This is a genomic window from Trinickia sp. (assembly GCF_051953955.1).
In the GTDB taxonomy this organism is placed as follows: domain Bacteria; phylum Pseudomonadota; class Gammaproteobacteria; order Burkholderiales; family Burkholderiaceae; genus Trinickia.
The window spans coordinates 14,551-29,652 of the sequence record NZ_JBQCIF010000112.1 but is presented as its reverse complement, the minus strand read 5'-3'; the positions used below and the strand labels follow the sequence as shown (position 1 = coordinate 29,652).

Sequence of the window (15,102 nt, the reverse complement as noted above, 5' to 3'; positions counted from 1 at the left end):
AATGAAAAAAACCCGGCCGAAGTCGGGTTTTCGAAGGCATTGCTTCAAACGATCTCAGGCGGCGGCCTGGATGTTCGATGCTTGCTTGCCCTTAGGTCCTTGTACGACCTCGAAGCTGACTTTCTGACCTTCCTTGAGCGTCTTGAATCCGTTCATCTGGATGGCCGAGAAATGTGCAAACAGATCCTCGCCGCCTTCATCGGGCGTGATGAATCCGAAGCCTTTCGCGTCGTTGAACCATTTGACCGTACCAGTTGCCATACCAACTTCCCCTGTAACTCATGTCCCACCACGAGCACGCTCGAAAAGCTCGACAGCCACATGCTTGCAGCCGCCCCCTCCGCACTAGCTCACCTCGGCATTTTTTCGTACTTGCACTTGTTGCAGCCAGCTGAAAAAAAGTGCCAGCTTGATTGTTGGATCTCTTTAACCCAGTGTCAAGTGAATTTTGAGATGTTTTCTGGAGCGTTGCATCGACTGGACCGGATTCAGGGTTTCTCCCGCTTTGGTTTTGTGCGCCAGCGCAAGCGAGGGGGCTTGAAAAGTCGCATAATCGACTCAGATAGACTCGGCGCGGCGGTTGGCTGCGGCGTGTGTCCTGCCCTGATGCGGTGCCGCGTGCGTCGGCACGCTATGTGCGATACTCGAAGCGGCCGCGACGCTCGGCCGCGCGAGGTCGACGCGGCTGGGAAGCACGGCCGCGGCGCGATGCTTGCACGAGGCGGGAAGTCCGCGGTGGTCGAGCGCGCGAGCGTGCGGGTTGCCGCTGGCGGCAGCCCGGTCCACCAACTGGTCGGTCGGGTTTCCGCCCGGATTGCGGGCTCGGCCGAGTTGTTTAGAATGGGTGTATGGCGATTATCCCGGACAAGCAGGATGGCACCGTACTGGAGCGGCAGGAAAAGGCAGTCAAACCGCCGTCCATGTATAAGGTTGTCTTGCTGAATGACGATTTCACGCCAATGGAATTTGTCGTGATGATCGTGCAGGAATATTTCAATAAAGATAGAGAGACCGCTACGCAGATCATGCTGAAGGTGCATCGCGAAGGGCGGGGGGTATGTGGGGTCTATACGCGGGATATCGCGGCGACCAAGGTCGAGCAAGTCGTTACGCACGCAAGGCAGGCAGGGCATCCGCTGCAATGCGTGATGGAGGAAGCATGATTGCCCAGGAACTGGAAGTCAGCCTGCACATGGCGTTCATGGAAGCGCGCCAGGCGCGGCATGAGTTCATCACCGTAGAGCATCTCCTGTTGGCGTTGCTCGACAACCCGACAGCCGCCGAGGTGCTGCGGGCGTGCGCGGCCAACATCGAGGATTTGCGCCAGAACCTGCGCAACTTCATCCACGACAACACGCCGACGGTGCCCGGCACCGATGACGTCGATACGCAGCCCACACTCGGCTTTCAGCGCGTGATCCAGCGCGCGATCATGCACGTGCAGTCCACGTCGAACGGCAAGAAGGAAGTGACGGGCGCGAACGTGCTCGTCGCAATCTTCGGCGAAAAGGATTCGCACGCGGTCTATTACCTGCAGCAGCAGGGCGTCACGCGGCTCGACGTCGTCAACTTCATTTCGCACGGCATCGCGAAGACGAGCAGCGGCGATGCCGCGAAGGCCGGCGACGCGAATGCGGAATCGGAAGACGCCGCGTCGCAAAAGGAAACGCCGCTCGCGCAGTTCACGCAGAACCTGAACCAGATGGCCAAGGACGGCCGCATCGACCCGTTGATCGGGCGCGAAGCGGAAGTCGAGCGCGTCGTGCAGGTGCTCTGCCGCCGCCGCAAGAACAATCCGCTGCTCGTCGGCGAGGCGGGTGTCGGCAAGACCGCGATCGCCGAGGGGCTCGCCTGGCGCATCACGCGCGGGGAAGTGCCCGACATCCTGGCCGATGCTCAGGTTTACTCGCTCGACATGGGTGCGCTGCTGGCTGGCACGAAGTACCGCGGCGATTTCGAGCAGCGCCTGAAGACGGTGCTCAAGGAACTCAAGGAGCGCCCGCACGCGATCCTGTTCATCGACGAAATCCATACGCTGATCGGCGCGGGCGCCGCGTCGGGCGGTACGCTCGACGCCTCGAACCTGTTGAAGCCTGCGTTGTCGTCGGGCACGCTCAAGTGCATCGGCGCCACAACGTTCACCGAGTACCGCGGCATCTTCGAGAAGGATGCGGCGCTGTCGCGGCGCTTCCAGAAGATCGACGTGACGGAGCCGACCGTCGAGCAGACGGTGGCGATTCTGCGCGGGCTCAAGTCGCGCTTCGAAGAACATCATGGCGTCAAATATTCCTCGGGGGCGTTGTCCGCCGCGGCGGAATTGTCGGCACGCTTCATCACCGACCGCCATCTGCCCGATAAGGCGATCGACGTGATCGACGAAGCGGGGGCGGCGCAGCGGATTTTGCCGAAGTCGAAGCAGAAGAAGACGATCGGCAAGGGCGAAATCGAGGAGATCATCTCCAAGATCGCGCGCGTGCCGGCGCAAAGCGTGTCGCAGGACGATCGCAGCAAGTTGCAAACGCTCGACCGCGACCTGAAGGCCGTGGTGTTCGGCCAAGATCCGGCGATCGATGCCCTCTCGGCCGCGATCAAGATGGCGCGGGCTGGTCTCGGCAAGACGGACAAGCCGATCGGCGCGTTCTTGTTCTCCGGCCCGACGGGTGTGGGCAAGACCGAAGTCGCACGTCAACTCGCGTTCACGCTCGGTATCGAGCTGATCCGCTTCGACATGTCCGAGTACATGGAACGGCATGCCGTGAGCCGCTTGATCGGTGCGCCGCCTGGGTACGTCGGTTTCGATCAAGGCGGGCTGCTGACCGAGGCCGTCACGAAGAAGCCGCACTGCGTGCTGCTGCTCGACGAAATCGAGAAGGCGCATCCGGACATCTTCAACGTGCTGCTGCAGGTCATGGATCACGGGACGCTGACCGACAACAACGGACGCAAGGCCGATTTCCGCAACGTCATCATCATCATGACGACGAATGCTGGCGCGGAGTCGATGCAAAAGGGCACGATCGGCTTCACGTCGCGGCGCGAAACAGGCGACGAGATGGCGGACATCAAGCGGATGTTCACGCCCGAATTCCGCAACCGGCTCGATGCCGTCATCAGCTTCCGCTCGCTCGATGAGGAAATCATCATGCGCGTGGTCGACAAGTTCCTCATGCAGCTCGAGGATCAGTTGCACGAGAAGAAGGTCGACGCGCTCTTTACCGATGCGCTGCGCAAGCATCTCGCGAAGCACGGCTTCGATCCGCTGATGGGCGCGCGGCCGATGCAGCGTCTGATTCAGGATACGATTCGCCGCGCGTTGGCCGACGAGTTGCTGTTCGGCAAGCTCATGAACGGCGGCCGCGTCACGGTCGATGTCGACGAAAGCGACAAGGTGCAGTTGACGTTCGACGAGAACGCGGCACCGCGCAATCCGAATCCGGAGACGGTGGAAGTCGAGTAACGAGCAAGACGGGCGAATCGGGGTTCGCCAACGCAAAAACGGCGCTTCGTGGTTCGAAGCGCCGTTTTTGTTCACCTGCCTGCGCGTGCGAGCGCCTGCGTTTTCTCGTCTATCGGCTCGCAGCCCTGCTCAGTGCTTGCCCGTGCTGCCGAAGCCGCCTTCGCCCCGCTCGCTAGGGGCGAACTCGTCGACGATGTTGAGTTGCGCCTGCACGACCGGGACGATGACGAGTTGCGCCAGGCGTTCCATCGGATTGAGCTTGAACGTCGTCTGTCCGCGGTTCCACGTCGAAATCATCAACTCGCCCTGATAATCGGAATCGATCAAGCCGACGAGGTTACCGAGCACGATGCCGTGCTTATGGCCTAGACCGGAGCGCGGCAGAATCAGCGCCGCATACCCCGGATCGCCGACGTGAATGGCCAAGCCCGTCGGTACGAGCACCGTTTGGCCCGGCTCGAGCATCATCTGCGTGTCGAGGCAGGCGCGCAGGTCGAGCCCGGCGCTGCCAGGCGTCGCGTAAGTGGGCAAATACTCGCGCATGCGCGCATCAAGAATCTTTACGTCGAGTTTCATAGGTTTCCGAAGGCGTGGGGCGGGTTGGGCCGCAGATCTGTCGTAGCTTTGTTTCGTCTAGGAGATGAGGCTTGCGTCGGGTAGGCGTTTCGCGATCTCGGCGATCAGCGTGCCGGCCAGCGCATCTTTGCTCGCACGCGGTAGCCGCGTGGTGCCCGAGGCGTCGAACAGCACGACCTCGTTTTCGTCGCGCCCGAACGTGGCCGGGCCGAGATTGCCGATCAGCAGCGGGACGTTCTTCTTGAGCCGCTTGCGCTCGCCGTTCACTTCGAGGTCGCCGCTCTCGGCCGCGAAGCCGACGCAATAAGGCGCGTTCGGCAACCGCGCCACCGTGGCGAGGATATCCGTGTTCTCGACGAACGAAAGCGTCGGCACGGCTTGCGTCGCAGTCTTCTTGATCTTGTGCTCGCTCACTTGCGCCACGCGCCAGTCGGCCACGGCCGCTACCGAGACGAAGACGTCGTAGTCCGCCACGGATCGCATGACGGCATCATGCATCTGCTGCGCAGTCTCGACGTCTTCGCGCTCGACGCCCCAAGGTGTCGTCAACGCAACGGGCCCCGCGATCAGACGAACGTCGGCACCGGCCTGCTGGGCGGCGCGGGCGAGGGCGAAGCCCATCTTGCCGCTCGAGCGGTTCGTGAGCCCGCGCACGGGATCGATCGGCTCGAACGTCGGCCCGGCCGTGACGAGCACGCGCCGGCCCAGAAGCAACTTGGGGCGAAAGAACGAAACGATGGCTTCGAACGCCGCTTCCGGTTCGATCATGCGGCCTTCGCCGACTTCGCCACACGCCTGCGAGCCCGCATCGGGGCCCAAAATGATGACGCCGTCGGCGCGCAACTGCGCCGCGTTGCGCTGCGTCGCCGGGTTCGCCCACATTTGCCGGTTCATCGCCGGCACGACGAGCAAGGGGCACTCGCGCGCGAGGCACAGGATCGAGAGCAGATCGTCGGCGCGCCCGTGGGCGAGCTTGGCCAGGAAATCGGCCGAGGCGGGCGCGACGACGATCGCATCGGCCGCTCGGGACAGGTTGATGTGCGGCATGTTGTTGTCGATGCGCGCGTCCCACTGGCTCGTGAAGACGGGATGCCCCGACAGCGCCTGCATGGTGACGGGCGTGATGAACTGGGTTGCCGCTTCTGTCATCGCCACCTGGACGGTCGCGCCCGCTTTGGTCATCAGCCGCGTCAGTTCGGCGATCTTGTAGCAGGCAACGCCGCCCGTCATGCCGAGCAGCAGATGCTTGCCTTCGAGTTCTGCGGTTGCCAAGGTTGCCTCCGAATGCACAAGAGAAAGCGCCGATCCGGCTGGCGCTTACCGTGACGCGCTACCGTTACGCGCGCTTTCCCTCGCGGACCCCGCGCGTCCGATAGGACAGCGCGGGCCCGAGTGGATAGCCGGCTCAGCGCGCGCCGCGCACGCGCCGCAACTCGTCGAGCACGAGCAGTGTGGCGCCGACGACGATCGCGCTATCCGCCAAGTTGAACGCGGGCCAATGCCAGCCGCCTACGTGAAAGTCGAGAAAATCGATGACGCGGCCATGGACGAGGCGGTCGATGACGTTGCCGAGCGCCCCGCCCATGATCAGCGCCAGCGCCGTGCAAAAGAGCTTTTGGCTGCCGTGCCGCTTCAGCAGATAGACGATCACGCATGCGGCCGCCACGCCGAGCGCCGTGAAGGCCCACCGCTGCCAGCCGCTTGCGGTCGCGAGGAAATTGAACGCCGCCCCGCGGTTGAAGACGAAAAAGAAGTTGAAGAACGACGTCACGGCGTAGGGCGTCGCATAGGCGAACACTTTGGTGACCGCGATTTTCGTGAGCTGGTCGAACAGAATCACGATGAGGGAGATGCCGAGCCACGGGGCGAGCGAGGAGGAACTGCTCGCCGGGAGCGAACGCGATTTCGCCATTATGCCGCGCTCCTTTTTTCGCCTTCGCCGAACAGATTGCTGAAGCAGCGGCCGCACAGCGTCGGATGATCGGCATGCGAGCCGACGTCCGCGCGGTAATGCCAGCAGCGTTCGCACTTGAGGTACTTCGACGCCACGACGTCGACACCTTCGTCGCTTTCCGACTCCGCCTCGACGAGTTTTGCGTCCGACGTGATGAAGACGAATTTCATGTCGTCGCCGAGGCTCGCGAGCGCGTCATAGGCGGCGCCCGCCGCGCGAACGGTTACTTCGGCCTGCAGCGACGAGCCGATTTGGTCCGTCGAGCGCGCTTCTTCGAGCGCCTTCGTGACGTTGCCGCGCACCGTGCGCAGCAGCGACCATTTCGCGAGCAGGCTCTCGGCATCCGGTACGTCCGGATAGGCGTAATACGTTTCGGTGAAAATCGTCTCGTTGCCCGGCTGGAACACCTTCCACGCTTCCTCGGCCGTGAACGAGAGGAACGGTGCCATCACGCGCAGCAAGCCGTGTGCGATGTGATAGAGCGCCGTTTGCGCCGAGCGGCGAGCTGGGGAATTCGCGGCACTCGTGTAGAGGCGATCCTTGAGGACGTCGAGATAGAACCCGCCGAGGTCTTCCGAGCAGAACGTCTGCAGCTTGGCGACGACGGGGTGGAACTCGTACCTCTCGTAGTGCGCGAGGATGTCCTTTTGCAGTTCACCGGCGAGCGCGACCGCATAGCGGTCGATCTCCAACCACTCGCCGATGGGCGCGGCGTGCTGCGCATAGTCGAAATCGGACAAGTTCGCGAGCAAGAAGCGCAGCGTGTTGCGGATCCGACGATAGCTTTCCGTGACCCGCTTGAGGATTTCCTCGGAGATCGCGAGTTCGCCTGAATAATCGGTCGATGCGATCCACAGACGAATGATTTCGGCGCCGAGCCGGTTTGCAACTTCATGCGGATCGATGCCGTTGCCGAGCGACTTGCTCATCTTGCGGCCTTCGCCGTCGACGGTGAACCCGTGCGTGAGCAGCGCGCGATACGGCGCGTGGCCGTCGAGCATCGACGCCGTCAACAGCGACGAGTGGAACCAGCCGCGGTGCTGGTCCGAGCCTTCGAGGTACAGATCGGCGGGGAAATGCGAGACAGCCTTGTGCGAGCCGCGCAGAACGTGCCAGTGCGTCGTGCCCGAATCGAACCAGACGTCGAGCGTATCGCGGTTTTTTTCGTAGAGATTGGCGTCGTCGCCGAGCAACTCGCGCGGATCGAGCGTTTGCCACGCTTCGATGCCGGCCCGCTCGACGCGCTGCGCCACGGCTTCGAGCAACTCGGGCGTGCGCGGATGCAATTCGCCCGTTTCCTTGTGCACGAAGAACGCCATCGGCACGCCCCACTGGCGTTGGCGCGACAGCGTCCAATCGGGGCGGTTCGCGATCATGCTGAACAAGCGTTGCTTGCCCCAGGAAGGGTAGAACGCCGTCGCTTCGACGCCGGCCAAAGCCGTTTCGCGCAGCGTGGCACCGCCCTCCTTGGGCGTCAGGTCCATGCCAGCGAACCACTGCGAGGTGGCGCGGAAGATGACGGGCGTTTTATGGCGCCAGCAATGCATGTAGCTGTGCGTGTACTTTTCGGTGTGCAACAGCGTGCCGGCGGCCCGCAGCGCTTCGATGACCTTGGGGTTGGCCTCCCAGATCGTCAGGCCGCCGAACAGCGGCAGCGATTCGATGTAACGGCCGTCGCCCATCACCGGGTTGATGATGTCGGAATCGGCCATGCCGTGCGATTTGCAGGAGACGAAGTCTTCCACGCCGTAGGCCGGCGACGAATGCACGACGCCCGTTCCCGAATCGATCGTGACGTAATCGCCCAGGTAGATCGGGGACGTGCGCTTGTAGCCGAGGTGGGCCGACGCGAGCGGATGGTGGAAGCGCAGGTTCACGAGCTTCGCGCCCGGCGCGGTGGCGATGACCTTGCCCGTGAGACCGAACTGCACGAGCGACGCTTCGACGCGCTCTTGCGCGAGCAGGAGCAGGCCGCGCTCGGTATCGACGAGCGCGTACTCGAGCTCGGGATGCACGTTGAGGGCTTGATTGGCCGGGATCGTCCAAGGCGTCGTGGTCCAGATGACGATGCCGCCCTCGCTCCGCGGCAGCGCCGCGAGGCCGAACGCCTGCGCGGTCTTGTCCGGCTCGGCGAACGGAAACAGCACGCTGATCGACGGATCGACGCGGTCCTTGTATTCGACTTCGGCTTCGGCCAGCGCGGAGCCGCAGTCGAAGCACCAGTTCACGGGTTTCAGGCCGCGGAACACGTAGCCCTTCTCGAGAATTTTCGCGAGCGCGCGGATTTCGGCCGCCTCGTTCGAGAAGTTCATCGTCTTGTACGGATCGTCCCAATCGCCGAGCACGCCGAGCCGCTTGAAGCCGGCCTTTTGCGTCTCGATCTGCTCGCTCGCATAGGCGCGCGCCTTGCGCTGCACTTCCTCCGCGGGGAGCGACTTGCCGAATTTCTTCTCGATCTGGATTTCGATCGGCATGCCGTGGCAGTCCCAGCCCGGAACGTACGGCGCATCGAAGCCCGCCATGTTGCGCGACTTGACGATGATGTCCTTCAGGATCTTGTTGACGGCGTGCCCCAGGTGGATGTCGCCGTTGGCGTAGGGGGGGCCGTCGTGCAGCACGAACAGCGGCCGGCCGCGGCTCGCCTCGCGGATCTTGTCGTAGATCCGGTTTTCCTGCCACGCCTTGACCCACCCCGGCTCGCGCTTGGGCAGATCGCCGCGCATCGGGAACGGCGTATCGAGCAGGTTGACCGGATACTTGGCTTGAGATTTCGAATCGGCTTTCTTATCGCTCATGGTGCTATCGCTGAAAAACGGTGGGCGCCCGAGCCGTGGGCGCTTCGGTATTGAGTTCGTCGTGCTTGCACGGCCGCGCGTCGTGGAGCGATGCGCCAGCCGGGTGTCGTGCGTGCGTCGTGGGCGGCTAGCGAATTCGGTCCGTTGCCGACGTGGAAAAGGCCGTCGTGCGGCTGCCCGACGCGGCATCGGCCGCTGCGCCCGCGTCACCGGGGGCCTCGCTCGCGCCGGCGCCGCCGAGCGCGGCGAAGTAGGCGTGCGCGTGCGCGACGTCGCGCGCGATGGCCGCCGTCAGCGTTTCGAGGTCCTTGAATTTTTCCTCGTCGCGCAGCTTCTTCAAAAATTCGACGCGCACGAGTTTGCCATAGGCGTCGCCGTGCCAATCGAGCAAATGCACTTCGAGCAGCACGCGGCCCGAATCGTCGACGGTCGGGCGCAGCCCCAGACTGGCGACGCCCGGTAGCGGCGCCGCTTCGATGCCGTGCACGCGCACGATGAAGATGCCCGCGAGCGCCGGGCGCTTGTGCGCGATCGGCAGGTTCAGCGTCGGGAAGCCCAAATCGCGGCCGAGCTTCAACCCGTGCGTGACGTGCCCGCTGATCTCGTACGGGCGCCCTAGCGCGGCACGGGCCGCATCGAGATCGCCCGCGACGAGCGAGGCCCGCACGCCCGAGCTCGAAATACGAGCGCCGCTCGGGTCGGCGATGGTCGCCATCTGCTCGACCTCGAACCCGTATTGCTCGCCGGCGGCCTCGAGCGAGGCGAAATCGCCGGCGCGCTTGGCGCCATAACGGAAGTCGTCGCCGATCAGCACCCAGCGCGCATGCAAGCCCTCGACGAGGATGCGCTTGACGAACGCTTCGGGCGATTGGCTCGCGAACGTGTGATTGAAATGCTCCACCACGACGCGCTCGACGCCGTTCGTGCGCAGCGCTTCCAGTTTGTCGCGCAGCATCGCGATGCGCGGCGGCGCGCCGGCGGGGTTGAAGAATTCGCGCGGATGGGGCTCGAAGGTCATGACGCACACGGGCAGGCCGCGCGCGCGCGCCGCCTCGTTCACACGGGCGAGCAGCGCCTGGTGGCCGCGGTGGACACCGTCGAAGTTGCCGATCGTCAGCGCGCAGGGCGCGCGGCTTTCGGCGTTGGGAAGACCGCGGAAGACTCTCACGATAGCCGTTGGGTGGGCGGCACGACGCCGCAAAGCCGATCCTCTCGGGACCGCGCGGCAAATGCCGCAAAGCAAAAGATTATAAACGCTCGGCGCCCGGCGCGGCGGTTGCGCGGCTTTTGCGAGGCCCCCGGGTGATAAAATCGCCGGATGAAAAATATCGTGATTTTGATTTCCGGGCGCGGCAGCAACATGGAAGCCATCGTACGCGCCTGCGCCGCCGAGCGCTGGCCGGCGCGCATCGCGGCCGTCGTCTCGAACCGGCCCGGCGCGGCCGGGCTCGCATTCGCGGCTGCACAAGGGATTCCCACGGCCGTCGTCGAACATGGCGGTTTCGCCGATCGCGAAGCGTTCGACATCGCGCTTGCCGACGCCATCGACAGCTTCGCCCCCGATCTCGTCGTGCTCGCCGGGTTCATGCGCGTGCTCACGCTCGGCTTCGTCGAACGCTACGCCGGCCGCATGTTGAACGTCCATCCGTCGTTGCTGCCGAGCTTTCCGGGCCTGCGCACGCACGAGCGCGCGCTCGAAGCCGGCGTCGCGCTGCACGGCGCCACCGTGCATTTCGTGACGCGTGAGCTCGATCACGGCCCGATCGTCGTGCAAGGCGCCATTCCGGTGACGGCGGCCGACGATGCCGGCACGCTGGCCGCGCGGCTGCTCGCCGTCGAGCATGTCATTTATCCGCGTGCCGTGCGTTGGTTCGTCGAAGGCCGCTTGACGCTCGCGGGGTTGCGCGTGGCCGTGACGCCGCCCGAACCGCAATGGTTTTTTTCGGATCAGCAAGGGACGGCCGTATGAAGAACATGAAGAACAAAGAGAAGGGTGCGCCGAAAGGTTCGCCGGGCGGCGCCGTCAAAGCTCCGTCGAAACCGTTGGCGAAGGGCTCGCCGAAAGGTCCCCACGCGGCAGGCCGCGTCGGCGGCAAGCGCGATTCCGTCCTGCACGGGTTCTTGATCGGCCAGACCGAAACGCTGCTCGCCGAGGTCCTGAAGTTCACGGGGCCGGCCGATGCCACCACGAGCCGATTCTTCCGTGCCCATCCGAAGCTCGGCCATGCCGAGCGCGGCATCATCGCCGAGGCCGTCTTCGCCGTGCTGCGCCGGCGCATGGAGTTCGCGCATCTGGCCGAGAGCGGCAGCGGCAGTCCGACGCGGCGCCTGACGCTGCTCGGCCTCATGCAGACGGTCGGCCGCGCGGCGCTGCTGCCGTTCGTTTCCGAGGCGGAAGGCGCGTGGCTCGAGCATGTGTCGAAGATCGATCCGGCCAGCCTGCCGCTGCGCGTGCGCACGAATTTGCCCGATTGGATCGTGGAAGCGCTCTCGAAGCGGTTCGCCGCCGATGAATTGGCGCAGCTTGCCGCCTCGCTCAACTATCCGGCGCCGCTCGATCTGCGCGTCAATCCGATCAAGGCCGGCCGCGAGCAGGTGCTCGACGCGCTGCAGGCAGCGGGCATCGAGGCCGGCGCCACGCCGTTCGCGCCGCTCGGCGTGCGCGTGGCCGGCAAGCCCGCGCTGACCAAGCTCAAGCCGTTCGAGGACGGCTGGATCGAAGTGCAGGACGAAGGCAGCCAGCTGCTGTGCGCACTCGTCGCGCCGCGCCGCGGCGAGATGATCGTCGATTTCTGCGCCGGCGCGGGCGGCAAGACGCTCGCGCTCGGAGCCGCCATGCGATCGACGGGGCGGCTCTATGCATTCGACGTATCCGACCGGCGCCTGGCCAAGCTCAAGCCGCGGCTCGCGCGCAGCGGCTTGTCGAACGTGCATCCCGTGCTGATCGACAGCGAGCACGACGCGAAGATCAAGCGCTTGGCCGGGAAGATCGACCGTGTGCTCGTCGATGCGCCGTGCAGCGGGCTCGGCACGCTGCGTCGCAACCCGGACTTGAAATGGCGCCAAAATCCGACCTCGGTCGAGGAACTCGTGCCGAAGCAGGCCTCGATCCTCGCGAGCGCGGCACGGCTCGTGAAGCCGGGCGGGCGCCTCGTCTATGCGACCTGCAGCATGCTCGAGGCAGAGAACGAAGCGATCGTCGCGCAGTTCCTAGCCGAGCATCCCGGCTTCGTGCTCGTGCCGGCGGGCCAGGTGCTCGCCGAGCAGCGCGTCGAACTGGAAATGGGCGACTACCTCTCGCTCTGGCCGCACCGGCACGCGACGGACGGTTTTTTCGCCGCCGTCCTCGAGCGCCGCGAAAACGCTTGACCGATGGCCGAGAATCGCATCCTTTCCCACATGCTGGCCGGCATTGTCCGCGATTACGGCGAGCCCGTGATGATCTGGCAGGCGGGCACGCTGCTCGGCACGCTGCTCGTCGCGTGGCTGTTCGCGCGGCTCGCGCGCCGCATGCTCGATTCGCGCCGGCGGGCTCGGCACGAAGCGGTACGCTTCGGCGCCGAGAGCCTGCACAAGGCGTTGTTCCCGCTGCTCGGCGGCGTGCTCGTGTGGAGCGTACAGACGGTCCTCGACGACTACATGTCGACGTCGCTGCTCGAACTCGCCCTCGTGCCGCTGATCGGCATCGCGTCAATCTACATCGTTTTCTTCATCGCGCGTCGTTCGTTCGCGCGCTCGGGGCAGGCCCACGCCTGGCTCTCGATCTCCGAGAAGCTCGTCTCCGTCCTCGTCTGGGCCGGCATGGTCGTGACCGTGCTCGGCATCCAGGACGAGGTGCTGCGCTGGATGGCATCGGTACGATTCCGCGTGGGCACCGCGCACATGACGCTGCTTTCGCTCACGACCGGCCTCGTCTGGGTCTGCGCCACCGTGATCTTCGCGCTCTGGCTCGGGTCCGTCTACGAAGACCGCGTGATGCGGGCGCATTCGATCGATGCGAACCTGAAGGTCGTGCTTTCGCGCCTCGGGCGTGCGCTGCTGCTGCTCGCCGCGGTGCTCGTCAGCTTTTCGCTCGTCGGCATCGACATCACGGTGCTCGGCGTGTTCGGCGGCGCGCTCGGCGTCGGGCTCGGCTTCGGCTTGCAGAAGGTGGCGAGCAACTATGTGTCGGGCTTCATCATCCTCATCGATCGATCGCTGCGGATCGGCGACACGATCAACGTCTCGGGGCTCCAAGGCCAGGTGACGGAAATCCGCACGCGCTACACGACGGTGCGCGGCCTCGACGGCATCGAAACCCTGATCCCGAACGAGAAGCTCATCACCGACGTCGTGCAGAATCATTCGTCGTATCTGACCCGCGGCTACGCCAAGGCGGCCGTGCAGATCGCCTACACCTCCGATCTCGATCGCGCGATGGCGCTGCTCGTCGAGGCGGCGCAAGGCGTCGAACGCGTGCTGCCCGATCCGGCGCCGGCAGCCTATCTCGTGGGTTTCGGCTCGGACGGCATCAGTCTCGAGCTCGGTTTTTGGATCGAGGAAGCCGCCAAGGGCACCGCCGGCACGCGTTCGACGGTCAACCGCAACATTTGGCGGCTCTTCAACGAAAACGGCATTTCCATTCCGTATGCCCGGCGTGACGTGCATTTGATCGGTGGCTTGCCGGCCGCATTGGGCGGCGCGGTGGAGATAGGGCCGGACCGTGCGGCCGCTGTTGCTTCGGCGCCGCGCGTCGAGCCGCCGTGCGAGCCGGGCACGCCGTTCGCTCGGGATGCGTCGGCGGGTGCGTGAGCGCTCCCTGCGACGATTGGCCGCAACCGGCAGCCGGGCCGCGCATTGGGTGAAAACACGGGTGTCCGCGGCGGCCGTTCGTGGGGCAAAATCTATTTTGTTACAAATACTTGCGGCCGTTGCAGTAGAATGCCGGTCAGCTTTGAAAGCCTGCTTTCAACTTTTTGACGCCCCGCCCCCGAGCCGGGTGTCGCTGCAATACAGGTAAAACGCCTTGCTGAATTCCCTTCTCGATTTCCTTTCACACGGTTTCCTTCGGTTTTCGTGGTGGCAGATCGTACTGTTCACGCTCGCCGTCACACACGTGACGATCATCGGCGTGACGGTTTATCTGCACCGCTGCCAGGCACACCGGGCGCTCGAGCTGCATCCGATCGCGAGCCATTTCTTCCGCTTTTGGCTCTGGATGAGCACGGGCATGCTGACGGGCCAGTGGGCATCGATCCACCGCAAGCACCATGCGAAGTGCGAGACCGAGGAAGATCCGCACAGCCCGCAGACGCGCGGGATCTGGAAGGTCCTGCTCGAAGGCGCCGAGCTCTATCGCGCAGAGGCCAAGAACGAAGAAACCCTGCGCCGGTTCGGCCACGGCACGCCGAACGACTGGATCGAGCGCAATCTCTACACGCGCTATCCGATTCTCGGCGTGAGCGTCATGATGGTGATCGACGTCGCGCTGTTCGGCATCGTCGGCTTGTCGGTGTGGGCGGTGCAGATGATCTGGATCCCGTTCTGGGCGGCCGGCGTCGTCAACGGGCTCGCGCACTTCTGGGGCTACCGCAACTTCAACTCGTCGGACGCGAGCACGAACATCTTCCCGTGGGGCATCATCATCGGCGGCGAGGAGCTTCACAACAACCACCACACGTTCGCCACGTCGGCGAAGCTCTCGAACAAGTGGTACGAGTTCGACATCGGCTGGCTCTACATTCGCATGATGTCCGCCGTCGGCCTCGCGAAGGTCAAGAAGGTCGCACCCACGCCGCGCCTTGCGGCACGCAAGCTCGTGCTCGATCAAGAGACGTTGCAGGCCGTGCTGAGCAATCGCTACGAAGTCATGGCGCGCTATGCCAAGACGGTCAAGCGCGCCTATCGCCAAGAACTCGTGCGTTTGAAGGAGATCGGCTCGCGCGAGAAATATCAGCTGATGCGTGGGGCGCGCAGCTGGTTCCATAAGGAAGAAGCAGGGCTCGACGAGCCGCAGAAGCGTCAATTGCCCGAAATCTTCGCAAACAGCCAGACGCTGCGTACGTTCATCGAATTGCGCAACGATCTGAGCGCGATTTGGGACCGCTCGAACGCCTCGCGCGAACAACTGCTGGTACAGCTCCAAGACTGGTGCCATCGCGCCGAGCAGAGCGGCATCAAGGCACTGCAGGAATTTGCGATGCGCCTGCGCCGCTACGCCTGAGCACGCCTACACGCGAAATCCATTAAAATTTCGTTACGTCACACACCCCGCGTTGGCGGGGTGTTGCTTTTTTGGGGCCCTTGTAATCGATGCGCTCGGCTCACCTCGGCCGCCAGGC

General features: G+C 64.4%; 12 protein-coding genes. 6 read left to right on the top strand and 6 right to left on the bottom strand.

Annotated features, from left to right (window positions below; translation table 11 throughout):
• Positions 1 to 54: 54 nt before the first annotated feature.
• Positions 55 to 261 (bottom strand): cold shock domain-containing protein CspD, encoded by a 207-nt coding sequence (gene cspD, locus ACTHNZ_RS20670; RefSeq protein WP_017776809.1) that lies wholly within the window; start codon positions 259 to 261, stop codon positions 55 to 57.
• 587 nt (positions 262 to 848) lie between these two features.
• On the opposite strand from cspD, the gene clpS reads away from it, so the two are divergent.
• Positions 849 to 1,163, top strand: coding sequence for an ATP-dependent Clp protease adapter ClpS (gene clpS, locus ACTHNZ_RS20665; protein ID WP_440544440.1), 315 nt, complete (start codon positions 849 to 851; stop codon positions 1,161 to 1,163).
• Positions 1,160 to 3,457, top strand: coding sequence for an ATP-dependent Clp protease ATP-binding subunit ClpA (gene clpA, locus ACTHNZ_RS20660; RefSeq protein ID WP_440544439.1), 2,298 nt, complete (start codon positions 1,160 to 1,162; stop codon positions 3,455 to 3,457). The genes clpS and clpA overlap by 4 nt, the downstream gene beginning before the upstream one ends.
• Positions 3,458 to 3,586: 129 nt before the next feature.
• On the opposite strand, the gene dut is transcribed toward clpA, so the two are convergent.
• From dut to ACTHNZ_RS20635, 5 genes are all read right to left on the bottom strand, one after another.
• Positions 3,587 to 4,033 carry a dUTP diphosphatase gene (gene dut / locus ACTHNZ_RS20655; protein ID WP_440544438.1) on the bottom strand — a complete coding sequence of 149 codons (447 nt, stop codon included), beginning with the start codon at positions 4,031 to 4,033 and terminating at the stop codon, positions 3,587 to 3,589.
• A 57-nt stretch (positions 4,034 to 4,090) separates the two neighbouring features.
• Positions 4,091 to 5,305 carry a bifunctional phosphopantothenoylcysteine decarboxylase/phosphopantothenate--cysteine ligase CoaBC gene (gene coaBC / locus ACTHNZ_RS20650; RefSeq protein WP_440544437.1) on the bottom strand — a complete coding sequence of 405 codons (1,215 nt, stop codon included), beginning with the start codon at positions 5,303 to 5,305 and terminating at the stop codon, positions 4,091 to 4,093.
• A 133-nt stretch (positions 5,306 to 5,438) separates the two neighbouring features.
• On the bottom strand, positions 5,439 to 5,945 hold the full coding sequence (lspA, locus tag ACTHNZ_RS20645; RefSeq protein WP_440544436.1) for a signal peptidase II: 507 nt from the start codon (positions 5,943 to 5,945) through the stop codon (positions 5,439 to 5,441).
• Positions 5,945 to 8,782 carry an isoleucine--tRNA ligase gene (gene ileS, locus ACTHNZ_RS20640; RefSeq protein WP_440544435.1) on the bottom strand — a complete coding sequence of 946 codons (2,838 nt, stop codon included), beginning with the start codon at positions 8,780 to 8,782 and terminating at the stop codon, positions 5,945 to 5,947. Before ileS ends, lspA begins: the two co-directional genes overlap by 1 nt.
• Before the next feature lie 127 nt (positions 8,783 to 8,909).
• Complete coding sequence (locus ACTHNZ_RS20635) at positions 8,910 to 9,950, bottom strand: bifunctional riboflavin kinase/FAD synthetase (RefSeq protein ID WP_440544434.1); 1,041 nt, start codon at positions 9,948 to 9,950, stop codon at positions 8,910 to 8,912.
• A gap of 150 nt (positions 9,951 to 10,100) precedes the next feature.
• Here ACTHNZ_RS20635 and purN point away from each other — a divergent pair, with 150 nt between their 5' ends.
• From purN to ACTHNZ_RS20615, 4 genes are all read left to right on the top strand, one after another.
• Positions 10,101 to 10,751: a phosphoribosylglycinamide formyltransferase gene (gene purN / locus ACTHNZ_RS20630; RefSeq protein ID WP_440544433.1), complete on the top strand. Its 651-nt coding sequence runs from the start codon at positions 10,101 to 10,103 to the stop codon at positions 10,749 to 10,751.
• A gap of 5 nt (positions 10,752 to 10,756) precedes the next feature.
• Complete coding sequence (locus ACTHNZ_RS20625) at positions 10,757 to 12,151, top strand: RsmB/NOP family class I SAM-dependent RNA methyltransferase (protein ID WP_440544447.1); 1,395 nt, start codon at positions 10,757 to 10,759, stop codon at positions 12,149 to 12,151.
• A 3-nt stretch (positions 12,152 to 12,154) separates the two neighbouring features.
• Positions 12,155 to 13,573 (top strand): mechanosensitive ion channel family protein, encoded by a 1,419-nt coding sequence (locus ACTHNZ_RS20620; protein ID WP_440544432.1) that lies wholly within the window; start codon positions 12,155 to 12,157, stop codon positions 13,571 to 13,573.
• 214 nt (positions 13,574 to 13,787) lie between these two features.
• A complete protein-coding gene (locus ACTHNZ_RS20615; protein ID WP_440544431.1) occupies positions 13,788 to 14,984 on the top strand; it encodes a DesA family fatty acid desaturase in 1,197 nt (398 codons plus the stop codon).
• The last annotated feature ends 118 nt before the right edge of the window (positions 14,985 to 15,102 follow it).